General features: G+C 63.5%; 20 protein-coding genes. 4 read left to right on the forward strand and 16 right to left on the reverse strand.

Translation table 11 applies throughout. The annotated features are described in order from the left end of the window. Positions 1 to 38 precede the first annotated feature (38 nt). The 11 genes from recO to rpoE form a co-directional block, all read right to left on the reverse strand. A complete protein-coding gene (gene recO, locus V3330_RS03210; RefSeq protein ID WP_354693950.1) occupies positions 39 to 779 on the reverse strand; it encodes a DNA repair protein RecO in 741 nt (246 codons plus the stop codon). 18 nt (positions 780 to 797) lie between these two features. Further along, entirely contained in the window at positions 798 to 1,730 is a 933-nt protein-coding gene (gene era, locus V3330_RS03215) for a GTPase Era (protein ID WP_354693951.1), read from the reverse strand. Beyond that, the gene (gene rnc / locus V3330_RS03220) at positions 1,723 to 2,409 is read right to left on the reverse strand and encodes a ribonuclease III (protein WP_354693952.1); all 687 of its coding nucleotides are present in this window, start codon (positions 2,407 to 2,409) and stop codon (positions 1,723 to 1,725) included. Before rnc ends, era begins: the two co-directional genes overlap by 8 nt. A 30-nt stretch (positions 2,410 to 2,439) precedes the next feature. Next, positions 2,440 to 2,805 carry a DUF4845 domain-containing protein gene (locus V3330_RS03225; protein ID WP_354693953.1) on the reverse strand — a complete coding sequence of 122 codons (366 nt, stop codon included), beginning with the start codon at positions 2,803 to 2,805 and terminating at the stop codon, positions 2,440 to 2,442. Between the two features lie 186 nt (positions 2,806 to 2,991). Continuing rightward, positions 2,992 to 3,789, reverse strand: a complete 798-nt coding sequence (gene lepB, locus V3330_RS03230) for a signal peptidase I (protein WP_354694251.1) — start codon at positions 3,787 to 3,789, stop codon at positions 2,992 to 2,994. Between the two features lie 9 nt (positions 3,790 to 3,798). Beyond that, on the reverse strand, positions 3,799 to 5,601 hold the full coding sequence (lepA, locus tag V3330_RS03235; RefSeq protein ID WP_354693954.1) for a translation elongation factor 4: 1,803 nt from the start codon (positions 5,599 to 5,601) through the stop codon (positions 3,799 to 3,801). A gap of 84 nt (positions 5,602 to 5,685) precedes the next feature. Beyond that, positions 5,686 to 7,140 carry a DegQ family serine endoprotease gene (locus V3330_RS03240; protein WP_354693955.1) on the reverse strand — a complete coding sequence of 485 codons (1,455 nt, stop codon included), beginning with the start codon at positions 7,138 to 7,140 and terminating at the stop codon, positions 5,686 to 5,688. Positions 7,141 to 7,183: 43 nt separating this feature from the next. After that, positions 7,184 to 7,681 (reverse strand): SoxR reducing system RseC family protein, encoded by a 498-nt coding sequence (locus tag V3330_RS03245; RefSeq protein ID WP_354693956.1) that lies wholly within the window; start codon positions 7,679 to 7,681, stop codon positions 7,184 to 7,186. A 46-nt stretch (positions 7,682 to 7,727) separates the two neighbouring features. Further along, positions 7,728 to 8,699 (reverse strand): MucB/RseB C-terminal domain-containing protein, encoded by a 972-nt coding sequence (locus V3330_RS03250; protein WP_354693957.1) that lies wholly within the window; start codon positions 8,697 to 8,699, stop codon positions 7,728 to 7,730. Further along, positions 8,696 to 9,322: a sigma-E factor negative regulatory protein gene (locus V3330_RS03255; RefSeq protein ID WP_354693958.1), complete on the reverse strand. Its 627-nt coding sequence runs from the start codon at positions 9,320 to 9,322 to the stop codon at positions 8,696 to 8,698. The genes V3330_RS03250 and V3330_RS03255 overlap by 4 nt, the downstream gene beginning before the upstream one ends. A gap of 40 nt (positions 9,323 to 9,362) precedes the next feature. Next, on the reverse strand, positions 9,363 to 9,944 hold the full coding sequence (gene rpoE, locus V3330_RS03260) for an RNA polymerase sigma factor RpoE (RefSeq protein ID WP_354693959.1): 582 nt from the start codon (positions 9,942 to 9,944) through the stop codon (positions 9,363 to 9,365). A gap of 407 nt (positions 9,945 to 10,351) precedes the next feature. Here rpoE and amaB point away from each other — a divergent pair, with 407 nt between their 5' ends. The 4 genes from amaB (at position 10,352) to V3330_RS03280 (ending at position 15,769) form a co-directional block, all read left to right on the forward strand. Beyond that, on the forward strand, positions 10,352 to 11,884 hold the full coding sequence (gene amaB / locus V3330_RS03265; protein ID WP_354693960.1) for an L-piperidine-6-carboxylate dehydrogenase: 1,533 nt from the start codon (positions 10,352 to 10,354) through the stop codon (positions 11,882 to 11,884). A gap of 33 nt (positions 11,885 to 11,917) precedes the next feature. Beyond that, complete coding sequence (locus tag V3330_RS03270; protein WP_354693961.1) at positions 11,918 to 12,943, forward strand: quinone-dependent dihydroorotate dehydrogenase; 1,026 nt, start codon at positions 11,918 to 11,920, stop codon at positions 12,941 to 12,943. Beyond that, complete coding sequence (gene murB / locus V3330_RS03275; protein ID WP_354693962.1) at positions 12,940 to 13,992, forward strand: UDP-N-acetylmuramate dehydrogenase; 1,053 nt, start codon at positions 12,940 to 12,942, stop codon at positions 13,990 to 13,992. Before V3330_RS03270 ends, murB begins: the two co-directional genes overlap by 4 nt. Positions 13,993 to 14,062: 70 nt before the next feature. Beyond that, the gene (locus tag V3330_RS03280) at positions 14,063 to 15,769 is read left to right on the forward strand and encodes a M28 family metallopeptidase (RefSeq protein WP_354693963.1); all 1,707 of its coding nucleotides are present in this window, start codon (positions 14,063 to 14,065) and stop codon (positions 15,767 to 15,769) included. Positions 15,770 to 15,855: 86 nt separating this feature from the next. On the opposite strand, the gene V3330_RS03285 is transcribed toward V3330_RS03280, so the two are convergent. The 5 genes from V3330_RS03285 to V3330_RS03305 all read right to left on the reverse strand — a co-directional run bounded on the left by V3330_RS03285 (position 15,856) and on the right by V3330_RS03305 (position 25,492). Beyond that, on the reverse strand, positions 15,856 to 17,019 hold the full coding sequence (locus V3330_RS03285; RefSeq protein WP_354693964.1) for an acyl-CoA dehydrogenase family protein: 1,164 nt from the start codon (positions 17,017 to 17,019) through the stop codon (positions 15,856 to 15,858). Between the two features lie 179 nt (positions 17,020 to 17,198). After that, entirely contained in the window at positions 17,199 to 18,074 is an 876-nt protein-coding gene (locus tag V3330_RS03290; protein ID WP_354694252.1) for a 5'-nucleotidase, read from the reverse strand. 174 nt (positions 18,075 to 18,248) lie between these two features. Next, positions 18,249 to 19,730, reverse strand: coding sequence for an aminoglycoside phosphotransferase family protein (locus V3330_RS03295; protein ID WP_354693965.1), 1,482 nt, complete (start codon positions 19,728 to 19,730; stop codon positions 18,249 to 18,251). A gap of 13 nt (positions 19,731 to 19,743) precedes the next feature. Beyond that, positions 19,744 to 20,508 (reverse strand): NAD kinase, encoded by a 765-nt coding sequence (locus tag V3330_RS03300; protein ID WP_354693966.1) that lies wholly within the window; start codon positions 20,506 to 20,508, stop codon positions 19,744 to 19,746. A gap of 13 nt (positions 20,509 to 20,521) precedes the next feature. Further along, positions 20,522 to 25,492: an NAD-glutamate dehydrogenase gene (locus V3330_RS03305; protein ID WP_354693967.1), complete on the reverse strand. Its 4,971-nt coding sequence runs from the start codon at positions 25,490 to 25,492 to the stop codon at positions 20,522 to 20,524. Positions 25,493 to 25,494 lie beyond the last annotated feature (2 nt).

A 25,494-nucleotide genomic window follows, 5' to 3' on the forward strand; every position in this document is an offset into this window, starting at 1 on the left:
CTTCGGGCGCCAGATTATTCGATTGCGTGTTCCGCGGCTCAACGGAACAGGGTTTGCGAAACCAGCGGCCGGTCGCCCAGATGAAATCGCAGTACGGCGCGCATCAGACGCTTGAGTTCCACCAGATGTTCGTCGTCGATACGGCTGGATTGTAAGGCCAGAAGGGCATCACCCGAAACCCGAATTCCGTGGTCCGGGTGGACATTCGTCAGTTCCGCGCCACCGGCGCCGGCCAGATCATCCCGGGACCGTTTCTCGCGTACCGGGCCGGCCCCGGGCACATAACGGTAATGCCGCCCCGCCGCCACGGCTTCACCGGACGCGTGCTCGGCCACCAACTGCATGCCGAACCCCATGGCTTCGAGCAGGTCGCGTTCGAAAATCCGCAACAGCGGCTGGGCCGGCCGCGATCCGGCAAGATCGGCGAGCAGGTGTGAATAGGATTCGAACAGGGACTCGTGCGGATCCGAACGGTGCAAGGCGCGCATCATCAGCTCATTCACATACAGCCCGCAGAACAGACCGTCGCCCCGCGGCAACGGTACCGACGCCACCTGCTCGGCGGCGGTCAGTGTGCCGAGTTCCCCGCGCTGGTTCCAGCTCAACAGCAGCGGACGAAACGGCTGCAGCAGGTTGCGCAGTTTTGATCGACTGCTGCGGGCACCCCGCGCCACCAGGCCGGCGCGCCCATGACCGCGGCTGAACACTTCCAGCAAGAGACTGGTTTCCCGGTAAGCCCGGCCATGGAGCACGTAGGCCGGTTCGAGCTGAATCCGCATCTCCGCGAACCCGTGGCCTCAGCCCGCCGGGTCGTCAAACCCCAGTTCGCGCAGAGCCTGTTCACTGTCGGTCCAGTCCCGCCGGACCTTGACCCACAACCTCAGGAAAATCTTCTCGTCGAACAACTGCTCCAGCGCCGCGCGCGCGCCGGAGCCCACCTGTTTGAGTACGTTTCCGCCCTTGCCGATGACGATCTGCTTCTGGCTGCTGCGCTCGACCCAGACAATCGCGCCAATTCGCAGCAGATTCTTGTCGCGCTTGAACTCCTCGATCTCGACTGTCAGGGCATAAGGCAGTTCCTGGTGCAGCCTGCGCGTGAGCTGCTCACGGACCAACTCCGCCGCCAGGAAGCGCTCACTGCGATCGGTGAACTGATCTTCGTCATACAGCGGACGGGAGAAAGGCAGAAGTTCGGTAACCCGATCCTCGAGGTCGTCCACACCCGCTCCGGACTTCGCGGACACCAGCATCACGTGCTCGAACCGGTCTTCACGGGCATGTTCCTTCAGCCAGGCCAGCAGGCCGCTTTTGTCGGATACGCGATCGATCTTGTTGACCACCAGCAGCACCGGCACCCCGACACGCTCCAGGGCCTGCGCGACGTGATCATCCTCGTTGGTCCAGCGCCCGGCCTCGACCAGAAACAGCACGACGTCGACATCCTGCAGGGAAGCCCGTGCCACACGGTTCATGTGCCGGTTGAGCGCACGACCTGCCGCGCGGTGAATGCCCGGCGTATCGACATACACCACCTGCCCTTCCGCGGTGGTCTTGATGCCCGATATCCGCTGCCGCGTGGTCTGCGGCTTGGCGGTGACGATGCTGAGTTTCAGACCCAGAATGCGGTTCATCAGGGTCGATTTACCGACATTCGGACGTCCCACCAACGCGACATAACCACAACGCTGTTCGTCCTGCGGGTCCGGGGCCGTCAATGTCTCATCAGTCATGACGACCCTCCGTGAATTGTCCGGAAAGCCTCGCGAGCAGTTTTCCGGCTGCCACCTGCTCGGCCTTGCGACGGCTGGCGCCGTTCGCACCGACCACCTCGTCGCCGTCCCGCAAACGGCATTCGACGTGAAAGCTCTTGGCGTGATCCGCGCCCTCTTCGCGCACCAGGGTGTATTCCGGCAGCGGCCGGCCGCGGCCCTGCAGCCATTCCTGCAAGCGCGTCTTGGCATCCTTGAGGTTGTCCGCGGAAGGCAGATTTTCAATCAACGGATCGCACAGAGACAGGATCACGGCACGGCAGGCTTCGTAACCACCGTCGATATAGATCGCGCCCAGCACCGCCTCCAGCGCGTCGGCCAGGATAGAAGAACGGCGAAACCCGCCGGACCGTTTTTCGCCGGGCCCGAGATTCAATTGCCGGCCCAGCCCGATGCCGCTGGCGATCTCGGACAGGGTCCGGCCACGCACGATGCGCGCGCGCATGCGGCTGAGATCGCCCTCGGGCGCCTGGGGGTGTAATTCGAACACGCGGGTGGAAACGACCATGTTGAGAATACTGTCGCCGAGGAATTCCAACCTTTCATAGTGCACCGGCCCGTGACTCTTGTGGGTCAGGGCCTGGCGCAGCAGGTGTGGATTTTCAAACCGGTAATCGATACCGGGGACCGAATCGGTCACCCTTTCCCGTCCACGTGGAGCCAACGGTCCCTACTGCAACGTAACCGACCGGCTGAAATGGCCGATGATGTCGAGGTTGCCGATCCACGGTTTACGTACTTCATAATTGACGGAGACGACAACGCCATCGCTGCGCTTGATGCGAATGTGCTCGCGCTTGATGTTGTTGGACGAATAGCTGACCCAGAGGCTGTTGATCAGGTTGTTGCGAATGCGGTGCGGCGACATGTCCCGCGCCCCGGGCGTGTTTTTCAGGGTGTCCAGCGCACTGACCAGCGCATGGTACTCCAGGTACATCGGGACAACCCTCATGCCCGTGTATGCGAACAGCAGTCCGATCGCGAGAACGATGATGAAACCGATCAGGGTCAGGCCGTTCTGTTTGCGAATCTTCATGGCTTCTCACCTGCTTCCTTGTGGGGTGGTACGGTTCGCTCGTTTTTCCAGCGCTGATTCCGGCTCACCGCCCGGACCAGCCGAAAACTATCATACCCCGATCGGGGAACGGTTGATAATTTCAGCCCGGCGGGCATGCGCCCGCAGGTTTCGCGGAACAGCCCCATGACCGCACCGGCTGCCGGTTCAGTGAATGCCGTTACCGATGCGTGAGAAGTCGCCGCAGCCCTTGTTCAGATCGTAGTTCATCCAGATCCCGACCGCACGGCCCATCAGGTTTTCTTCCGGCACGAAGCCCCATTCCCGGCTGTCATTGCTGCGATCGCGATTGTCACCCATCATAAAATAATGCCCTTCGGGCACCACCCATTGGCCATCCCGGCTGCCGCTCCCCTCGTGAATCAGGATATCGTGCTCCACGTCGCCCAGGGTTTCGTGCACAAGGCGCGCGTCGGATCGCGGGGTCGAACATTTGACATCGGCCGTGGTGTACAGGCCGATGGGTGCGGTTTCCACGAGTTCGCCGTTGAGGTACAGGCGCTTGTCCCGGTAAGTCACGGTGTCGCCGGGCAGGCCCACCAGCCGCTTGATGAAATTCACGGCCGGGTCCACCGGGTAACGAAACACGACGAGATCACCGCGCCGGGGTTCGCCGATATCGACGATCTTGGTATTCACCACGGGCAATTTCAAGCCGTAGGCGAACTTGTTGACCACGATGAAATCCCCGACCAGCAGGGTCGGAATCATGGATCCGGACGGAATCTTGAACGGTTCGAACAGAAACGACCGGAACAGCAAAACGATCAGCAGAACCGGAAACAGCGAGCGGGAATACTCGATAATGACCGGATCGCGCGGTTGTTTGACCTCGTTCTGCACGGCACGGTCCATGCGGGCACGGCGGAACAACAGGCTGTCAACCAGCCAGATCAGCCCGGAAACACCGGTCAACACGACCAGCAGCAGCGAAAAATCAGGCACCATGTCGAATCACCTCTTGGTATCGGGCTGCAGAACGGCGAGAAAGGCTTCCTGTGGTATTTCCACCCGCCCCACCTGCTTCATGCGTTTTTTGCCCGCTTTCTGTTTTTCCAGCAATTTGCGCTTGCGGGTCACGTCGCCGCCATAACATTTGGCCGTGACATTCTTGCGCAGGGCTTTCACGGTCGTCCGGGCGATGATCTGGGAACCGATCGCCGCCTGAATGGCCACATCGAACATCTGCCGGGGAATCAGATCCTTCATCGCCGAGGCGAGCTCACGCCCACGCCGCTGAGCCTGGTCACGGTGCATGATCAGCGACAAGGCGTCCACGCGGTCACCATTGATCAGGATGTCCACCCGCACGAACGGGCCGGCCTGAAAACGCTTGAAATGGTAATCAAAGGAGGCAAAACCCCGGCTCACCGACTTCAGTTTGTCGAAGAAATCCAGCACCACTTCGGACAACGGCAACTCGTAGCGGATCGATACCTGACCGCCCAGGTACTGCAACGCGAGCTGGTGGCCGCGCTTTTCCTCGCACAGCCCGATCACGCCGCCCACGTGATCCTGGGGCACCAGGATGTTGGCCTCGATGATGGGTTCGCGAATTTCCGCGACCGTGTTGATCGGCGGCAGGCTGGCGGGGTTTTCCAGGTTGATGACTTCCCCGCCCGTCAACTCCACTTCGTAAATCACGGTGGGCGCGGTCGTCACCAGCTCGACGTTGTATTCGCGCTCCAGCCGCTCCTGGATGATATCCATGTGCAGCAGACCGAGGAATCCGCAGCGGAAACCGAAACCCAGGGCTTCCGAGGTCTCCGGCTCGAACTGCAGCGCGGCGTCGTTCAACTGCAATCGCTCCAGCGCTTCGCGCAAATCGGGAAAATCCTCCGCGTCGGTTGGAAACAGGCCCGCGAACACGCGCGGCTGCATCGCTTTGAATCCAGGCAGTGCCGCAGTGGCACCGTCGCGCGCCAGGGTCAGGGTGTCGCCCACCGGCGCGCCGTGAACATCCTTGATACCTGCGACCAGAAAGCCCACCTCACCGGCGCCGATGCGATCACGACGGGTCCGTTTTGGCGTGAAGACGCCCACCTGCTCGACCTGGTGCTGGTTGCCCGACGACATCAGCTTGATCTTCTCGCCTTTGCCGATGGAGCCGTCCACCACCCGAACCAGGGACACGATGCCCAGATAATTATCGAACCACGAGTCGATGATCAGGGCCTTGAACGGGGCATCCGGATTTCCGGTCGGTGCCGGAATGCCCGCCACCAGGGCTTCCAGGACCTCGGGCACCCCTTGACCGGTCTTGGCGCTCACGGTAAGGCAATCCGAAGCCTCGATGCCGATGATGTCCTCGATCTCGCGACGCACCCGGTCCGGCTCGGCCGACGGCAGATCGATTTTGTTCAGCACCGGAATGACTTCCAGTCCCAGCTCAACCGCCGTGTAGCAGTTCGCCACGCTCTGGGCTTCGACGCCTTGCGCGGCATCGACCACGAGCAGCGCGCCCTCGCAGGCGGCCAGGGAGCGGGACACCTCGTAGGAAAAATCCACGTGACCGGGCGTGTCGATGAAATTCAGGTGATAGATTTCGCCGTCGCGAGCCGTGTAATTGAGCGTCACGCTCTGGGCCTTGATGGTGATGCCGCGCTCGCGCTCCAGTTCCATGGAGTCGAGCACCTGGGCCGCCATCTCTCGCTCGGTGAGTCCGCCACAGATCTGGATGAACCGGTCCGCCAGGGTGGACTTGCCATGATCGACATGCGCGATGATCGAAAAGTTTCTGATGCGGGTCTGGTTCATGAATTGACTGCCGACAGGAAACGGCCACCCGCCTCGGCGGAGACGGATGGCCGTGTTTCGAAGGCGCCGATTATAGCTGAAATATCAGTCTTCAGCCGATGGCGTGTACGCGAAGAAGCTGGTCACGCCGTCACGCAGCACCCGCAAGGCGACGGCCTTGTCCGGCTCGAGCCCGGAAACGATGTCTTCGAAATCGCCGAGGTCGCCGACCGGCTCGCTGTTGATCATCAACACGACATCGCCGGGACGGATGCCGGCCCGGAAGGCCGCATCGCTCTCCACGTCGGAAACGATCACGCCGCCGTCGGGATTGCCGAGGGCGCGGCGCTGCTCCGCCGTCATGGCTTCTACCGCCAATCCGAGAGCATTGCTCTGGCGGGCCGGTCCGGACCCTCCGGTTTCAGCGCCACCCGAATCGCCGTTCAGCGCGTCGAGCGTGACTTCGAAACGCTTTTTGCGACCTTCGCGGCTGACCAGCACTTCGACTTCCGCTCCGGGCGGATGGGCGCCGACCAGTGGCGGCAAATCACCGGACGTCTCGATGGTCTGGCCATCGAATTCCAGGATCACGTCACCGGGCTGGATGCCGGCCCGCTCGGCCGACCCGCCGGGGGTCACGTCATTGACCAGCGCACCGGCGGAGCGGTCGAGGCTCATGGCCTCGGCGATCTCGCGCGTCACCGGCCCGATCATGACTCCCATCAAACCACGTGAAACCGTACCGGTCTCCCGAAGCTGTTTGACGGCGCCCATCGCCGTTTCGATGGGAATCGAAAACGACAATCCGATGTAACCACCGCTGGAACTCAGGATCCACGAATTAATACCGACCACTTCGCCTTCCAGATTCAGCAACGGTCCGCCGGAATTGCCGCGGTTGATCGCCACGTCGGTCTGAATGAATGGCACGTACTGCTGCGCCCCGGTACTGCGGCCCTTGGCGCTGACGATCCCGGCCGTGACCGATTGCTCGAAGTTGAACGGCGAGCCGATCGCCACGACCCATTCGCCGGGCTTCAGAGATTCCGAATCCCCGATTGCGAGTGCGGGCAAACCCTTGGCATCGATCTTGAGCAGGGCGACATCGCTTTGCGGATCGGAGCCGATCAACTCGGCTTCGAATTCGCGCCGGTCGTCCAGGCGCACGACGATCTGATCGGCATCTTCGACGACGTGGTGGTTGGTGATGATGTAGCCGTCATCCTCGATGATGAAACCGGACCCGAGGCCCCGGCGATCCGGCTGTCCGATACCCGGATTACCCGGGTTGCCCGGTGTGTCGAAAAAGCGCCGGAAAAATTCCGGGATGTCCTCTTGATCGTAAGGGGCCTGCTGATCACCACGGTTGCGGTTACGGTTGCGTGCCCGATCACCGAACTGTGTCACCTGGATGTTGACGACGGCCGGACCGGCCTGTTCCACCAGCTCCGTAAAGTCCGGAAGGCCGGAGACGGCCGCCGCAGCCTTGACGGGGACCGCAGCCCACAGTAATGCGGCGCACAGCAGTGTGCCTGTAGTCAGCAAAATGGGTCTTGTCACGGATTCACCTCGTTGTATTTCAATTCGAATTTCACTGGAAAATTCAGTATCGGCCTGGCCGCGGCTCACCGGGTTGGCAGGCGCCGCCAGAATGTTGTTCGACCCGTCGCAGCAAAGTGACCGCGCCCCGCAGACGGGCCGGATTCGAACGCCCGGTCAGGCCCAGAGCCACGGCCACGCCGGTGACCCCGCCAGCGAGGGCAGCCAGGTCCAGCCGCGCGCCGGAAAAATCTGCCACAGTTCCCAGATAGTGTCCCAAAGCCGCTCCTGCAAGGCCTGCAAGCAGGGGCAGCAGGTACAGCCGCGCGACCAGGGAAAGAAAAAGCCGCTCCGGAAGTCCGACGAAAACGGCGTCGCCAGCTTCCACACCGGCCCCGTTTTCCAGTCGCAGTTCCACCGGGCGCCGGCGCAGCAGGCGACCGAACACTCCGGCCCCGCAACCCTGTCCGCTATCGCATGCCGGGCAGCCACTGGCCGGGCCGACACGAATCCGCGCGGTGCCACCATCGACACCGATAACGCAGCCCTGCTGCTCGATCACGCCCGTACGGCCGAACGTTGGCAGCCCGGAGAGCTGCGCCGGAGAATCACGGCTGCACCGGCCGGACCGCCTCGCCGATCAGCTTGACGGTCGCTTCGGGAACATCCCCGACCACGGTCACGAACAGGTCATCCAGCGCTCTGAAATAGGCGTGAGCAGTACCCATGCGTTTGAGGCCAGCCGGCCGATCGGGGTTGTGGGATCGTTCTTCGATGTAAACCGAAACCGCCGCAATGCCGTCGCTGTACACCAGGTGCTCGAAGCGGTCCGAGCCGGTATCACCCGGCGAGCGGTGCGAAGCGAGGTGGAAGCCCGGCGGCAGCGAGGCCGGCGCCCACTCCGGTTGACGCGATCCCGCCAGGCCCTCCGCGGGCAGTGCGGAAGGCCGCGACCGGCGGTCGGCGCTATCGCCGCTCCCGCGCAACGCTTCGGGATCGACCTCGGAGCCGATTTTGAGTTCGGTGAACATCAGCCGTGCGAGATCCTCGCCCCCGGGGCCGAGCAGCTTCCACTGGAGCAGCAGACCGGACTGCTGATCGAGCCACAGACTGTGTCCGTAGCGGTACCCGTCCCGCGGACTGATGTCCAGGCGGCGCGACGAATGCCCGGCGATACGCTGACCGCCCAGCAAGCGGAATTCGTAAGAGTCGGATGCGCTTGCCGCATCGCTGATGGGCAATTCGAAGAAAATCGGGCGATTGATGGCCGGATCGGCCAGACCACCGCGCTTGTCACCGGAAAACAGCCGCACGCCCTTGGCGTCGCGGACCACTTCACGATGGGGACCGGACACCGACACCAGCCGCTCGCGCGTTCCGTTTTCGTCCGCCAGGTGCGTGATGTGCATGGTCTGCACATCGTCCCCCTGGATGTATACGAACGTGCCCTGGTAGGTCATCTGACCCATCGCGGCGCTCATGCGCTCCAACCACTCCGAGGCGGTTTCACCGGCCAGCGCGGCCGGTATTGCGAGAGTCATCAGCAAGCCGGCAATGCCGGCCAGGGCCAACGGTCTCATTGGCGGACGGCGTCTGCTTCCCGGTTGTCCCCGGTTTTCGCAGGCTCGGTCTGCTCCACCGCGCCCCGGGTGACCACGACGGGCACGAAGGAGACAAATCCGCGGCCGCCGGCGCCGCCCGTCACCTGGTAATGGCGCAGCAGGTAGGCGTCGATTTCACCGTCGGACTGCGACTCGGTCCCGGACAGGTTCACCGGCTGGGTCGACCGCATCGGCCCGCCGATGTTGGGACTGACAAACGGCTCGGCAGCAGGTTGCTGACTGGCGGATTCCATCGTCGGCTGCGGCTCCAGTGAACGATCCGGTCCAACCACGAGAACCGCGGCCAGGGCCACCGAAGCGGCGATTGCGGTACCGACCGCGGAACGGACCCAGCGCGACCGCCTGGACGCCGGTGCCGGAACGGGTTCGTCGGCGAGCGCGCCGTGCACCCGTTCACGGAGATCCTGGCTGACGAATTCACCATCCTGCTGCCGCAGGCAGTCGCGGATCACGTGATACCGCGACCAGGTGTCCCGCAAGTTGCCGTCCGCCGACAGCCTGCGCACCAGAAAACGTGCCGAATCATGGCCGATCTCGCCATCCATGAATGAAGAAAGTTGCTCTTTGGATTCCGTAGTCATTGCTCGCTGTGCCCCAACTGAAGTCGCTGTGTTTCCCGGACTACTGATCGCTGATCAGTGGTTTCAATTTTTCGTCAATCGCCTCCCGGGCACGGAAAATCCGCGATCGGACCGTTCCAATCGGACACTCCATGGTGGTGGCGATTTCCTCGTAACTCATGCCTTCCATTTCGCGCAACATGATCGCGGTGCGCAAATCCTCCGGAAGACCCGCGATGGTGTCGAACACCGTTCGCTTGATTTCACCCCGTAACAGTTCGTTTTCGGGGGTGCCTTTCTCTTTCAGACGGCTTTCCACGTCATATTGTTCCGCATCGGTTGCATCGATATCCGACAGGGGCGGCCGGCGCTTCTGCGCGACCAGCCAGTTCTTGGCGGTATTGATGGCGATTCGGTAGAGCCAGGTGTAGAACGCACTGTCACCGCGGAAGTTCCGAATTGCACGATAGGCCTTGATGAACGCCTCCTGCGCCACGTCCAACGCCTCGTCGTAATCGGAGACATATCGATTAACGAGATTGACGATCCGGTGCTGGTACTTGTTGATGAGCAGGTCGAAGGCGTGCTTGTCGCCTTTCTGCACCCGTTCCACCAGCAATTGGTCAACCTGCGCTTCGCTCATCTGCGCCCTCTTTTCCTCGCCCCGGGGATGTCCGGGTGCGACTTCGGAACGCGGCGAATCCTTGCGAATTACCGGTTGTCCCGTTTGAATTTTCATTACTGCCGTCATGCGATGCGGCTCCCTCTGCTGAGCATATCACGCGGGATTGGCCCGCAGGATGCCGACGCCTGGCCGGCCCCGCGGGGCTCAACCGAAACGCCAACCTGCGAGTAGGACACGGTCCGGCCCGCCAAGTTCCCTCGGCCGCCCCGCAACGGGGATGCAGGCGGGTATCCGCAATGCGATAATGCGCCGTTTACTCCTGCTGGCGACACCGCCCCCGCAGCGCCGTGCAGCCCGCGCGGCAACGGAGCGCTGGACGCCCGGCCCATCGAGCCGTCGACGATTTACAGAGGACACAGAACATCATGGATATTCGCAACACGGATTTCCTCAAGAAACTGGGAATACAGGACCGGAATGCCGGCGCGTACTTCGGCAACGGTGAGTGGTCACAGACCCGCGACGCCGGTGAAATCGAGGCCACCAATCCCGCAACCGGCGAGGTTATCGCGCGCGTGTACGGCGCCTCGGAAGCCGACTACGAACGGGTCATCAGCACCGGCCGCGACGTGTTCGCCGAGTGGCGCAAGGTGCCGGCACCGCGGCGTGGCGAGGCCGTCCGGCTGTGCACCGAAGCCCTGCGACGGTACAAAGACGAACTGGGCAGCCTGGTCAGCCTGGAAATGGGCAAGATCAAGGCCGAGGGCGACGGCGAGGTCCAGGAAATGATCGACATCGGTGATTTCGCGGTCGGCCAGTCGCGGATGCTGTACGGCAAGACGATGCATTCCGAACGGGACCAGCACCGCATGTACGAGCAATGGCACCCCTACGGCGTGGTCGGCATCATCTCGGCCTTCAATTTTCCGGTGGCCGTCTGGTCCTGGAACGCCTTTATCGCCGCCATATGCGGCAACGTGTCCGTTTGGAAACCATCGCCGAAGGGCGCGCTGGCCTGCATCGCCGTGCAGAACATCTGCAACGAGGCCCTGGAAGCGGGCGGATTCCCACCGATTTTTCTCAGCTTCATGGAACCGGGCCACGCACTGGCCGAACGCTTCGTCGACGACAAGCGCGTGGACCTGATGTCTTTCACCGGGTCCACCGCGGTGGGCCGGCAGGTTGGCGAACGGGTGGCGGCGCGCATGGGACGCAGCCTGCTGGAACTGGGCGGCAACAACGCCATCATCGTGGACGAAACGGCGGATCTGAAAATCGCCATCCCGGGCATCGTATTCGGCGCCGTCGGCACCGCCGGCCAGCGCTGCACCACGACCCGGCGCCTGTTCGTGCACGAATCCATTCACGAGCCGGTGATCGAAGCCCTCAAGTCCGCCTACGGCCAGGTGCGCATCGGTGACCCGCTCGATCCCGAAACCCTGATGGGGCCGCTGACCGACGCGGCGTCGGTGGAACGGTTCGAGCAGGCCGTGGCGTCCGCGCAGCAGGCCGGCGGGACGGTTCTGACCGGGGGCAAGCGCATCGACCGTGCCGGATTCTTCGTTGAACCGACCCTGATCGAAGCGCGCAATGATTTCGAAGTCGTGCAGAGTGAAACGTTCGCGCCCATTCTTTACGTGATCCCCTTCACGTCGCTGGACGACGCAATCCGGATGCAGAACGACGTCCCGCAAGGCCTTTCCTCGGCTCTGTTCACGACCAACCTGCGGAACGCCGAACGCTTTCTGTCGGCCACCGGTTCGGATTGCGGCATCGCCAATGTGAATATCGGCACCTCGGGTGCCGAGATCGGCGGCGCCTTCGGCGGTGAGAAGGAAACCGGCGGCGGCCGTGAATCCGGTTCGGACGCCTGGAAGGCCTATATGCGCCGCCAGACCAACACCATCAACTGGGGAACCGAGCTGCCGCTGGCGCAGGGCATTCGCTTTGGGCTCTGAGCAGCCTGGCAGGTCACAGGACTGATTCGGCCCATGTTTTACCGCCTGGCCCGTAACGTCCTGTTCGCCGCCGACCCGGAACAGGCGCACCACCTGACCCTGGAGGGCCTGCGGCTGGGCAAACGGCTGGGCGCCACCGCCCTGGTCCGCCAGCGTGGTGGCAGCCCGGTGCGCTGCATGGGTCTGGATTTTCCCAACGCCGTGGGCGTGGCGCCGGGGCTGGACAAGAATGCGGACTATTTCGAGGCCCTGGGCGCACTGGGGTTCGGCTTCGTCGAGGTTGGCACGGTCACGCCGCGTCCCCAGCCCGGCAACCCGAAACCCCGGGTGTTCCGGCTGCCTGAAGCCGAGGGTCTGATCAACCGCCTGGGGTTCAACAACCGGGGGGTGGATCACCTGGTCGACCGCATCCGGCGGCGGCGATTCGATGGAATCCTGGGTGTGAATATCGGCAAGAACGCCGACACGCCCATTGCCTCTGCCGCCGACGATTATCTGCATTGCCTGGAGCGCGTGTATCCCCACGCCGACTACATCACCGTCAACGTGTCCTCGCCCAACACCCGCGACTTGCGCTCACTGCAGGACGAACAGGCCCTGGACAGCCTGCTCGAAGCGCTGGGCCGGCGGCGGGGCGAACTCGGTCGAAAGCATCAACGGCGGGTGCCAATGGCCGTCAAAGTCGCGCCCGACCTGGACGACGAAGCGCTCGACGGCATCGCCCACGCCGTCGAACGCCACGAAATCGATGCCGTCATCGCCACCAATACGACGCTCAGCCGGGACGGGGTCGAAGGGCTGCGGCACGCCGACGAAGCCGGCGGACTGTCCGGCGCGCCACTGCGCGCCAGGGCGGACGCCGTGCTCACCGCTCTGCGTGAACGCCTGCCGTCCGGCATCGCCCTGATCGGCGTGGGCGGCATCACGGCTGGCCAACACGCGGCCGACAAACGGCGGCGGGGGGCCGACCTTGTCCAGTTTTACACCGGCATGATTTATCGCGGACCCGATCTGCTGGGCGAGTGCCTGCGTGCGACCGCGGACCCGGAGCCGTCTTGAACGTCACCGAGCAAGCCTGTCTGCGCAAACTGAATACCTTCGGCGTGCCGGCACGCGCCGCCTTGCTGATCGAAGTCGAATCCGAAGAGGAGGTGCTCGCCCTGCCCGCCCTGCGCCCGGACCGGGACCTGGTACTCGGCGGCGGCAGCAATGTCCTGTTCGTGAGTGATGTTCCCGGCACCGTGGTACTCAACCGCATCCGGGGAATTGACGTGATCGAACGGACGGATGAGCACGTGTTCGTGGAAGTCGGTGCCGGCGAGAACTGGCACGACCTGGTCATGCACGCCACCGACCAGGGCTGGCACGGCCTGGAGAATCTGGCCCTGATTCCGGGACTGGCCGGCGCGGCACCCATTCAGAACATCGGTGCCTACGGGGTCGAACTGGCCTCGGTGCTCGATTCGGTGACGGCCTGGGACCGCGAGCAGGCGCAATGGGCCGTGCTGGCCACCCACGAGTGCCGGCTGGGCTACCGGGACAGTCGCTTCAAGGCGAAACCGGAACGCTTTCTGATCACCTCGATCCGCCTGCGGCTGCAACGCCGTTTCGAGCCACAGATCGGATATGCCGGCCTCGGCGAGGCACTGCGGGCCGCCGGCGCCGGTGACCACCCGACCGCCAGCCAGGTCCGCGACGCGGTCATCGGCCTGCGTCGCCGCAAACTGCCGGACCCTGCACTCGAAGGAAACGCCGGCAGTTTCTTCAAGAACCCGGTGGTCCCCCCCGATACCGCGGAGGGCCTCCGCCGCGACCATGCCGACCTGCCCGGTTGGCCCCAGCCGGACGGCCGGATCAAGCTACCCGCCGCCTGGTTGATCGAGCACTGCGGCCTCAAGGGAGAAACGACCGGTGGTGCGGCCGTTTCCGACCGCCACGCACTGGTTCTGGTGAATCGTCACCAGGCCACCGGCCGTGATGTCTGGGCCCTCGCCCGCCGGGTCATCGCCCGGGTCGAGGAGCGTTACGGCATACACCTGGAACCGGAACCCCGGATATTCGGTCACCGCACCGGCGCAGACGAGCCCTCGGGCCAGGACGCGGCATGACCATTCGCGCTTGCGCCGAGGGAACCCGGACCGATCCATTTTCAACCTTTTCAGCGGAGTGCCCCAATCCATGATCCATTCCATCCGATTCTTCAGCCTGGCGGCCTGCGTTCTGCTGGCGGCCTGTTCTCCCGATCCCGACGCCACGCCACCCGAACCGGCCGAGCAGACGATCAGCCTCGAACAGGCGAAACCGGTCACCGACACCGACCGCATGATGTCGGAAATCACCGAACTGTCCTCCGACGAATACGGCGGTCGCGAACCGATGTCGGAGGGTGAGGATCTGACCCTGGAATTCATCGAGACCCGCTTGCGCGATCTCGGACTGGAACCCCTTTTCGGTGACAGTTACCGGCAACCGGTCGACCTGGTGTCCATTGAAGCCGATCCGGCCACGGCGCGGATGACGTTTCATCTGCAGGGCCGCGACCGGCTGGTGACCCACGAACGTGAAATGGTGGTCGGCACGATGCGGACGGTGCCGGAATCCCGGGTCGAGAACAGCGAGGTGGTGTTCGTCGGCTACGGGATCGTCGCGCCGGAATACAACTGGAACGATTACGCGGATATCGACGTGCGCGGCAAAACCGTGCTGATACTGATCAACGATCCCGGCTTCGCCACCCAGGACCCGGATCTGTTCCGTGGCAACGCCATGACCTATTACGGCCGTTGGACCTACAAGTTCGAAGAAGCGGCCCGCCAGGGCGCGGCAGCCGCGGTGATCATTCACGATACGGCGCCCGCCGCCTACGGCTGGGAAGTGGTCCGCAACAGCTGGACCGGACCGCAGTTCCACATGCACCGCGACAATGACAACATGGATCGGGTGCCGATCGAGTCCTGGGTGCAGCACGAGGTGGCCGAGGAGATTGTCGACGCCGCCGGCCTCGAACTGGCCGACCTCGAGCAACGTGCACTGTCACCCGAGTTCCGGGCCGTCCCCCTGGGCAGCACCGTGGATGCCTCGGTACAGAACCGGATCATCACCCGGCAGTCCTACAACATCGGCGCGTTGCTGCCGGGCTCCGAGCGACCGGAAGAGGCCTTTCTGTACACCGCGCACTGGGACCACATCGGCACCGACCCGAACGCCGCCGAGGGCGAGGATGCGATTTACAACGGCGCGGTGGACAACGCTTCCGGCATCGCCGCCCTGCTGGAACTGGCCCGGTCCTTCGCCAATCTGCCCCGTGCGCCGGAGCGCAGCGTGGCGTTTCTGGCCGTTACGGCCGAGGAATCCGGATTGCTGGGCTCGGCCTGGTACGCGGATAATCCACCCATACCGATGCACCGCACCGTCGCCGGAGTCAATATGGATTCCATGCATGTCTACGGACCCACGCACGATGTGATCGTGGTCGGATACGGCAGTTCGGAGCTCGAGGACATCCTGGTCGAACAGGCAGCCCGGCAGAACCGGATCGTCAAACCCGAGGAGCACCCCGAGCGGGGAAGCTACTACCGCTCAGACCATTTCAACTTCGCCCGCAAAGGGGTTCCGATGCTGTACGCGGAATCCGGCTCCGAACACACCGAACTCGGACCCGAATACATCCAGGCCAAGTCCAGTGACTACCTGAAAAACCGTTATCACACGCCATTGGACGAGGTGGGTGACGACTGGGACCTGAGGGGACTGGCGCAGGACATCGAGCTGTATTTCGGCATCGGTCTGCAGGTCGCGGACGGCGACGCCTGGCCGAACTGGTATGAAGGCAATGAATTCCGCGCCATTCGCGACCATTCGCTGAGCGCCGCCACGGCGCGCTGAGCCGGCCATGAAAAAGGGCGGTGCGCTGAAACGCACCGCCCTTTCTGGCTGCTGCCGAATCCCGGAAGTCCCGGGCACGGCCCGACTCAGAAGGCGCTGATACCCGTCAGTTCGCGGCCGATCACCAACTGGTGCACGGTTTCCGTGCCTTCGTAGGTGATCACGCTTTCCAAGTTCAGCATGTGCCGAATGGCGTGGTACTCGGTGGTAATGCCACTGCCGCCGAGCAGGTCGCGGCAATCGCGCGCGATGTCGAGCGCCATGCGCACGTTGTTCCACTTGGCGAGGCTGACCTGGGCCGGCTGCATCTTGCCCTCGTCCTTGAGCCGTCCGAGCCGCAGCGAAAGCAGCTGCGCCAGGGTGATCTGCCGCCCCATTTCGGCCAGCCTCAGCTGCACGGCCTGGTTGGCCGCCAGCGGGCGGCCGAACAGTTCGCGGTCGGAGGTGTAGTCGACCACTTCGTTGAGGCAGGCAATGGCGGAACCGATCGGGCCCCAGGTGATGCCGTACCGGGCCTGGGTCAGGCAGCCGAGCGGGCCTTTCAGACCCTTGACGTTCGGCAGCCGGTTGGCTTCCGGCACACGGACGTTGTCGAAATACAGTTCTGAAGTCACCGACGCCCGCAGGGACATCTTGGACTTGATGGCGCGCGCCTCGAATCCCGGCATCCCTTTTTCCAGCACGAAGCCCATGATGCCTTCTTCGGTGCGCGCCCAGACCACCGCGATATCGGCGATATTGCCGTTGGTGATCCACATTTTGGAGCCATTGATGACCCAGTCGTCGCCGTCCCGCTTGGCGTGAGTCTTCATGTTGGCCGGGTCCGATCCGCCGTGCGGTTCGGTCAGCCCGAAACACCCGATGATCTCGCCTTTGGCCATGCCCGGCAGCCAGCGCTCGCGCTGCTCTTCGGAGCCGTAGGCGTAAATCGGATACATGCACAGGCTGGATTGCACCGACACGAAGCTGCGCAAGCCGGAATCACCGCGTTCGAGTTCCTGGCAGATCAGGCCGTAGGACACGCTGTTCAGACCCGCGCAGCCGTAGCCTTCCAGGCTGGAACCCAGCAGACCGAGGTCCGCCACTTCCGTGACCAGTTCTTTGGGGAAGGTGCCCTTGTCGAAATGCTCGGGGATCAGCGGCAGGGCCCGCTCGTCGACAAAACGGCCGACGCTGTCCCGGATCATCCGTTCTTCTTCGGTCAGCTGCGAATCGATGTCGTACAGGTCGTAGGGGTTGAGCTTTGCCATTCAGGAACTCCGTTTGTTGCGCGGTGGCGGCCGTCGGATCAAAGGGCACATTCTAATGTCCGGCCGCGCGCGCGTCATGCCCCGGAAAGCACCCGACTTGCTTCCCCGCGCACCTGACCGATCACGGGCGACGCCGGCGGGGAATGGCGCGACCGGGAGCTGTTCCGTATGCAAGGTTGCTAGCGATTGACGATCCCGCTGGGCACGTGCGCGGCGGCGACGTGGCGACCGGCGGATTCAATGTGCACCTGCTGGTCGTCAAAAAAAATGTCGGCGCCGAAGATCCGCAGGAAATCCCCTTTCGAACGCCCGCCGAGAAACAAGGCCTCGTCGATGCGGATTCCCCATTCCCGGAGGGTCAGAACCACGCGTTTGTGCGCCGGCGCCGAGCGCGCCGTCACCAGCGCCGTGCGAATGGGGTTATTTTCGATCGGATAGGCCGACTGGATCTTGTGCAGTGCCTCCAGCACCGGCCGGAACGGCCCGCCACTGAGTGGCTGCCGGGCTGCGGCCCGCTCGCTGTCGGCGAAAGCATCCAGCCCGCGGCTCTGATAGATGCGCTCCGCCTCGTCACCGAATATCACCGCATCGCCGTCGAAAGCGATGCGTAGCTGCCCGCTGTCACGCCCACTGGAAGCACCCGGCAGGATGGTCGCGGCCGCGTGTCCGGCGGCCAGGGCGCTGCGAACGTCCTCCGCGTTGGTGGACAGGAGCAGGTTGGCGCCGTAGGCCGACATGTATCGATAGGGGCTGGCGCCGTTGGTGAAGGCCGCCCGCTCGATGTTCAAGCCGTAGTGCTCGATGGTGTTGAAAATGCGCAGGCCGGTATCGGCACTGTTCCGTGACAGCAGGATCACCTCCACACCCGGATGGTCCATCCCGTCTTCGTTCAGGGCGAGCAGTTTCTTGGCCAGCGGAAAAGCCACGCCCGGCGGCAGCGGATCGTTCTCGCGTTCGACCTGATATTCCGCGTACCGGGCCAGGCCGTCACGTTCGAATATCTCGTGGCTTTCGCCCATGTCGAACAGGGCACGGGAGGAAATGGCGACGACCAACCGTTCCCCGGTGCCGCTGACGACGTCGTCCGGCGCCTCGGACCTGTCCCGGGTTGTGTGTCGGGTGGAATTCACGGGTCTCGTTTACAACCGGGTTGCGTGCTGACTCCAATCATCATGCCACCGTTGTTTCTCAAAACCCGATAAGTGTGCGGAATACCCACAGGTTCCGGGTCAGGCGGTCACACCGTCAATCAGGCGGCGTGCCGCCCATTGCAGGTATACCACGTCACGCAGGTGACGCGGGCTGCCCGGCTCGGTCCAGCGGACGTCCTCGGCCAGCCGTGAAAAATTCCACAAGGGAAACAGGCGGCGCGCAATCCCGAAGGCTTCGCGCAGACGCTCGGCCGGCAGCAGGCTCTGCCAGGGCGTCAACAACCGTTCCGCCAGGGTTCCCAGGGCGTCCTCACCACCCTCCCAGATGGGCGCCGCCGCCGTGCGCTCACCGGAGGCGGCCTCATCCGCGGCCAGTTGCTCGTCCAGGGTTCCGCCCCGATGCAGGGGCATGCGCAAGCCACCGGTGCGTGGATCGACATGAGCCCGCCACGCGGTTTCGAGCGCGAACAAAGGATGTCCGATGACCGTATCGGCCCAATCCGTCACCAGGGGTCCATTTTCGGTCAGGACCAGGTTGTCGGCGCGGAAATCGGCATGCAGCAAAGCCAGCGGCAGGCCGAAACGGCCCAGTTCCGCCAGAGGGGCGCGATGGGCGTCCAGGACTCGGGCCAGCCGGTCACGTTCGTCATCGTCCAGACGACCGCCGCCTGCCCGCAGCCACGGATCGAGTGATTCGGGATCCTGAGCCAGGGAATCGAGATAAAACAGGTCATGTTCCGGACAGCCGAGACCGCGCCAGGCGTCGAGTTCGACCGAACTCTCCAGCATCAGCGCGCCGAGGGCTTCTGCGCAGTCACCCAGTTGCGCCGCGGTCGTCGGCCGGGATCCCGCGGGATCGAGGTCGGCGGTCAGCATCCAGTTGCGCTCGTCATCGACGGCCAGCGGAGCAGGCACGCGATCCGGCCAGCGCTTCGCGAGTGCGCGGGTCAGCACCGCCTCGGCCGGCGGCCGGCCGTAGCCGGCTTTGAGAAACACCCGCCCGCGGCTGGTCCCCACCCGCAGCAAAGCCGCGGCGTTCGAACCGATGCGGTGCTGCTCCACCGAACCCGTGGCCTGCATCTGCAACTGGTCGAGTTGAAATTCCATCCAGTGACTGGCGGTGTCGAACCAGCCGACCGATTCCCAGGGTGGGCGGGTCCCGGGCGGGCCCTCGCGATGTTGCCGCCGATCTTCGAGCCAGCGGGCGAAGGGGTCGGGTTCGCCCTCGCGGTTGGTGCGGAATTTCTCGTACTGTTCCGGTCCCACCCAGACGGCTTTGAGACGGCGATCGCCGGCACCGGCGAGTTCCATTTCCAGGCAGTGATAGACGCCCGACAGCAGCAGGGGCCGCAACACGCGGGTGTGCAGTCCGTACTTGCGGAACATGCCGTCATTGATCATCTCGGCGCGGTAGTCGATCGGCCCCGGCGCATAGCCGAGCGTGGGTACCGACCAGCCGTCGGCATGTTGCACGGCGAGAAAGGCGGTTTTTTCGGGGTGTCCGATGACCGCGTGACAGGTCACGCGTTCGGGCTCAGCCGAGGGGCTGCTTTGGACCATGAATGAACTCCGCTTAAAGAAATTGCTCGTCGAGGATGCGTTCCTCGAGCGAATGATCGGGATCGAACATCAGCTTCAGGCGAATGTCCTTCTCCTCGAAGACCTCGACGCTGACCACGTTGCGCACTTCCTGCGCGTCGGCCGTCGCGCTGACCGGGCGTTTGTAGGGGTCGAGGATTTCGAACCGGATCCGCGCGCTGCTCGGCAAAACGGCACCCCGCCAACGGCGGGGACGGAACGGCGAAATCGGTGTCAGGGCCAGGGCATCCGTCCCCAGCGGAAGGATGGGGCCGTGCGCGGACAGGTTGTACGCCGTACTTCCGGCGGCGGTAGCCACCAGCACGCCGTCACACACCAGTTCCGGGACTTTCACCGACCCATTGATCTCGATCCGGATATGCGCGGCCTGGTTCATCTGACGCAGCAGGGACACTTCGTTGATCGCCAGTGCTCTTGCCTCACCGCCCGCCTCGGTGGCCGCAACCATGCACAGCGGAGCCAGTTCGACAGTGTTGGCCGTCTCCAGACGCTCGATGAGGCCGTCCTGACGGAACCGGTTCATCAGGAAACCCACGTTGCCGAGTTTCATCCCGTAGACGGGACGGTCGGCCGGCAGCAGACGGTGAAGGGTTCGCAACATGAAACCGTCACCGCCCAGCGCGACGATGACGTCCGCCTCGTCCGGAGAAAACTGGCCGTAACGCTCCGTCAGTTGCTGCAAGGCATCCTGCGCATTATCAGAATGACTGGCGATGAAGTGTATGCGATCGGCGCTCATCGAATCCCCGGGCTCAGCCGCCCTTTCCGCTCGCGGTGCCGGCAACCAGCTGACCCAGCGCCCGGATGGCGACCGACACGGTGGCGTAATCCATTGCCGGCAGATTGGCCATGTCGCTGACCACGTTGATCAACTGCCCCGCGGCCTGGTCATTTTCCTGCATCCAGTGCGCCGTTGGATCCTTGCGCTTGCCGGATTCGCGCAGCACACGCTCCACCAGCCTGTTCTGCTGCGAGAACAATTCGTCACGCAGCAGCGCCCGCGCCTGCGCGTGCCACTGGCCCTTCACCGGCAGGGATTCCAGCTGCTCGCGCAGCCATTTGATTCGCAGCGACTCGCCCAGACCAAAATACACCCGCGCCACGCTCTTCACGTTCATTCGCCGCTGCGCCGCCGTGTCGGCCACATCGAGCGCCGGGAACAGGTGTTCCAGAATGGCCACCCGCCGGGCGAGCGCCGCGGGAAATCCGCCTTCCATGAAGAGGCGTTCCTCGATGGTGATTCGCGCCACATCCGTCTCGGAGAGCATGTCCCGCATCGACTCGGAGAGAACCGCCAGGCCGGGGGCCAGCCGCTCGACATCCTGTTTCACGTCGAGCTCCAGCCCCCTGCGGATCAGGATCCAGCGGGTCGCCTGGCGCAACAGGTTCCACATGGCCAGCAGCGCGCGGTTCTGCAGGCCGGCATCGACCTTGTTGTCCAGCGCTTCGACCGAAGACCAGAAGGCGCGGCCTTCGAATATCTCACGCGCGATGGTGAAGGCCTTGGCGACCGCCGCGGCCGAGGCGCCGGTGTCTTCCTCCATGCGCAGCGTAAAACTCACGCCCATGCGGTTGACCATGCTGTTGGTCACCTGGGTCGCGATGATTTCGCGCCGCAGCCGGTGGTCCTGCATCACGTCGCTGAATCGTTCGCGCAGGGGTTCGGGGAAATACCGCACCAGCTCACGCGACAGGTAATCATCCTCGGGCAGGTCGGACGAAAGCAGCTGCTGGTAGACCACGATTTTGGCGTAGGAAAGCAGAACGGCGAGCTCCGGCCGAAGCAAGCCTTCACCCCGGTTGCGCCGCTCGGTCAGGTCGTCGTCGTCCGGCAGGAATTCGAGCTGGCGGTTGATGACCCCACGATCCTCCATGACCGATATGAAGTGCTGCTTGGCGCCCATGCGCGGGCCGCGCAGTGACTCCATCATCGACAGCGTCTGGGTCTGCAGGTAGTTACTGCGCAGCACCAGGCTTTCCACTTCCTTGGTCATCGAGGCCAGCAGTTTCGGACGCTCGCTTTCCTTGAGCTTGCCGGCCCGGATCGCCTGCGCCAGCAGAATCTTGATGTTCACTTCGTGGTCGGAGGTGTCGACACCGGCCGAATTGTCGATGAAATCGGTATTGACCCGGCCGCCGGCACGCGCGAACTCGATCCGCCCGCGCTGCGTCAGGCCGAGGTTACCGCCCTCGCCCACCACGCGGCAGCGCAGTTCGTTACCGTTGACCCGCAAGCCGTTGTTGGACAGGTCGCCCACATCGGCGTGGCTTTCCGTGGACGCCTTGACATAGGTGCCGATGCCACCGTTCCAGAGCAGATCCACCGGAGCCTTGAGCAACAGCCGGATCAGCAGATGCGGCGCCAGTTGCGTTTCGTCGGTCTGAAGCCATTCGCGAACTTCGGGGCTCAGCGGAATCATCTTGTCCGACCGGGAAAACACACCACCGCCTTTCGAAATCAACTTGCGGTCGTAATCATCCCAACTCGAACGCGGCTTGCGGAACAGACGGCGTCGCTCGGCCCACGAGGTCTTGGGATCGGGATCCGGGTCGAGAAAGACGTGGCGGTGATCGAAGGCCGCCTGCAGGCGGATTTTCCGCGACAGCAGCATGCCGTTGCCGAACACGTCGCCACTCATGTCACCGATGCCCACGACGGTGAACGGCTGGCGCTGGATGTCCACGCCCAGTTCCCGGAAGTGCCGTTTCACCCCCTCCCAGGCGCCCTTGGCGGTAATGCCCATGCCCTTGTGGTCGTAGCCCACCGAACCGCCGGACGCGAAGGCGTCGGCCAACCAGAAATCCCGTTCCAGGGAAATGCCGTTGGCGATATCGGAAAAGGTCGCGGTGCCCTTGTCGGCGGCGACGACCAGGTAACTGTCGTCGTCGTCGTGCCGCACGACCGCTTCGGGATGGATGATTTCCTGCTCATCCAAATTATCCGTTATATCAAGCAATGCATTGATAAATTGCTTATAACAGCGAATTCCTTCCTGCATCAATGCTTCGCGATCGCCCTGCGGCGGTGGCCGCTTGAGGACAAATCCGCCCTTGGCGCCCACCGGAACGATCATCGTGTTCTTCACATTCTGGGCCTTCATCAGCCCCAGCACCTCGGTGCGAAAATCCTCGCGCCGGTCGGACCAGCGAAGGCCGCCGCGCGCAATCTGTCCGCCGCGCAGGTGAATACCCTCGAACTGCGGCGAATAGACCCAGATCTCACGATAGGGCCGCGGCAGGGGCATGTCCGCGACCCGCGCAGAATCGATCTTGAAACTGATGTACTCGCGCATGGCCCCGGAATCGTCCGACCGAAAGTAACTGGTCCTCAGCGTGGCCCGCATCATGTTGTAGAAGGCGTGGAGAATGCGATCCTCATCCAGGCTGGAGACCGAGGCGAGCGCACGCTGGAACGCGGTGCGGATGGTCGCCGCCTGATGGTCGACGTCCGCCCCGGCCCGGGCGGCCACCAGGTCGCCGATGTATTCCCCGAGCACCTCGTCCTTGCGTTGCGATTCGCTGAGCAGCGCCTCGAAGGTTCGCGAAAGGTTACGAGCCGCCTGCTCACGCCGAAACTCCGTTTCGCCGGGCCGTTCCGGGTCGAACCTGGCTTCGAACAGTTCAATCAGCAGGCGGGCGATGGCCGGAAACTTGGCCAGCGTTTCGGCCATGTAATTCTGGGAAAACGGCGAGCCCACCTGCAGCAGGTACTTGCAATAGGCCCGCAGGACCTTGGCCTGGCGCCAATTCATCTGCGCGGCGATCACCAGGTGGTTGAATCGATCGCTTTCGGTCTGTCCGTACAGGGTCTTCTCGAACGCCTCCTGGAATCGATCGCGGATGATTTCCAGGTTGAGATCGCGTTCGACCGCGGGAATCATGTCGAAGTCCTGGATCCACAATCGCTGGTCATCGGCCATGCGCAACTCGTAGGGACGTTCGCTGACGATCCGCAGACCGAGGTTCTCCAGCATCGGCAGAACCTCCGACAGGGGAATGGGATCATCACGCCGGAACAACTTCAGCCGAACGATCCCGCTGCGCTGTCGGCGCGGCCGGTACAGACTCATACGCAGATCTTCGCCGTCGCTCACCGCGTCGGCGTTGTCGACATCGAATCCCGCCACCCATGGCGAAACGTCCTCTTTGTAGGCCTCGGGGAACGCCCCCTCGAAACGCGAGGCCAGTTCCAGGCCATCCTCCTCACCGTGTTTCTGCACCAGGATGGCCGTCAGTTCATCGTTCCAGGAACGGACCGCGTCGACGATCTTCTGCTCCAGCAGCGCCACGTCGGGCTTGAGCTCGGCGCCGGGATGCGGCCGGATGATGACGTGCAGGCGCGCCAGCATCGACTCCGAAATATTGACCACGAAGTCGAGTTTGCGGCCTTTCAGCGCCCGTTTGAGAATGGCCTGGATGCGCTCGCGATTCTCGGTATTGAAGCGCTCCCGCGGAATGTAGACCAGGCAGGAATAAAAACGGCCGTAACGTTCCCGCCGGATGAACAGGCGCACCCGCCGGCGTTCCTGCAGGTTCAGCACGCCTTCGGCGATTTCGGCAAGCTCCCCGGCCTCGGCCTGGAACAGGTCGTCCCGCGGCAAGGTTTCGAGAATGTGCATCATGGTCTTCCAGGCATGACTGCCCGGATGCAGACCCAGGGAATCGAGCACCTGGCGGGCACGGCCGCGGATCAACGGCGTGTTCATCACGCTGAGACTGTAAGCGCTGGATGTGAACAGGCCGAGGAACCGGCGCTCAGCCACGGTGCGGCCCCGCTTGTCGAAGCGCAACACGCCGATGTAGTCCAGGTAACCCACCCGGTGCACGGTCGAGCGGGCATTGGTCTTGGTGATGATCAACGGCGTTTCGGAACTGCTTTTGCGAGCTTCCTCGGCCAGGCTCGTCAACGGGCGCGCACGCACCGAATCACCGGACTCACGCAAGATGCCCAGACCGGAGCCGGAGACGATCCGCAGATCGTGTCCCTTTTTGCCGCGCACCACTTCGTAGTCACGCACGCCCAGGAAGATAAACTGGTCGTCGATCAACCAGGACATGAAGTCCTGGCACTCCTGCATGAACCCGGCATCTGCCTGCGGCGCCCATGCGGGCATCAGTTCACGGGTTTCCCTGGCGACTTCCACCATCCGCCTCCAGTCGGCCACGGCGACATCGACGTCGGCAATGGCGGCCCGCAGACGCTGCTCGATGGTCTGCAGCACCTCGGGACTGGTTTGCCGGTTGATCTGTATCTGGATGAAGGATTCAGCGATGGCGTCACCATCGTCACGATCACTGATCGCCGTCAGGCGTCCGCTCTTTCCGCGCCGGACCCGGATGACCGGATGGATGATCAGGTGCACGTCGAAACCCAGCTCCGACAACGCCAGAGTCGCCGTGTCGACGAGGAAGGGTTTGTCATCATTGACCATTTCGATGACAGTGTGATCGCTTTCCCAGCCGTGCCGGCGGCGATCGGGATTGAACACGCGAACCAGCGTGCTGCCGGGCTTGCGCGTGGCGATGAATTTGAGCTGCGAATCGACCACATCCGCGAGCACTTCCGGGTTGGTGCTCGCGAGCTCCTCCATCGGCACCCGGCGAAAATAAGGCTCGATGTAATCCTGGGCCAGGCGTGTCTTGCGCTCGCCGAATCTGGTGGACAGCACCTGGCGCAGCTGCTCGATCAGTTCGGCTTTCCGGACTTCCTCTCGCGAGTTCATGG

Origin of the sequence: Elongatibacter sediminis (assembly GCF_037892215.1) — a bacterium.
GTDB lineage: Bacteria > Pseudomonadota > Gammaproteobacteria > Xanthomonadales > SZUA-36 > Elongatibacter > Elongatibacter sediminis.

Bases quoted from the DNA above. Each gene is read 5' to 3' on its own strand.
- V3330_RS03295 (WP_354693965.1), bottom strand. From the start codon at position 19,730: ATGGTCCAAAGCAGCCCCTCGGCTGAGCCCGAACGCGTGACCTGTCAC.
- era (WP_354693951.1), bottom strand. From the start codon at position 1,730: ATGACTGATGAGACATTGACGGCCCCGGACCCGCAGGACGAACAGCGT.
- recO (WP_354693950.1), bottom strand. From the start codon at position 779: ATGCGGATTCAGCTCGAACCGGCCTACGTGCTCCATGGCCGGGCTTAC.
- lepA (WP_354693954.1), bottom strand. From the start codon at position 5,601: ATGAACCAGACCCGCATCAGAAACTTTTCGATCATCGCGCATGTCGAT.
- V3330_RS03250 (WP_354693957.1), bottom strand. From the start codon at position 8,699: ATGAGACCGTTGGCCCTGGCCGGCATTGCCGGCTTGCTGATGACTCTC.
- V3330_RS03280 (WP_354693963.1), top strand. From the start codon at position 14,063: ATGATCCATTCCATCCGATTCTTCAGCCTGGCGGCCTGCGTTCTGCTG.
- amaB (WP_354693960.1), top strand. From the start codon at position 10,352: ATGGATATTCGCAACACGGATTTCCTCAAGAAACTGGGAATACAGGAC.
- V3330_RS03270 (WP_354693961.1), top strand. From the start codon at position 11,918: ATGTTTTACCGCCTGGCCCGTAACGTCCTGTTCGCCGCCGACCCGGAA.
- V3330_RS03305 (WP_354693967.1), bottom strand. From the start codon at position 25,492: ATGAACTCGCGAGAGGAAGTCCGGAAAGCCGAACTGATCGAGCAGCTG.
- V3330_RS03225 (WP_354693953.1), bottom strand. From the start codon at position 2,805: ATGAAGATTCGCAAACAGAACGGCCTGACCCTGATCGGTTTCATCATC.
- V3330_RS03285 (WP_354693964.1), bottom strand. From the start codon at position 17,019: ATGGCAAAGCTCAACCCCTACGACCTGTACGACATCGATTCGCAGCTG.
- V3330_RS03255 (WP_354693958.1), bottom strand. From the start codon at position 9,322: ATGACTACGGAATCCAAAGAGCAACTTTCTTCATTCATGGATGGCGAG.
- rpoE (WP_354693959.1), bottom strand. From the start codon at position 9,944: ATGAGCGAAGCGCAGGTTGACCAATTGCTGGTGGAACGGGTGCAGAAA.
- V3330_RS03300 (WP_354693966.1), bottom strand. From the start codon at position 20,508: ATGAGCGCCGATCGCATACACTTCATCGCCAGTCATTCTGATAATGCG.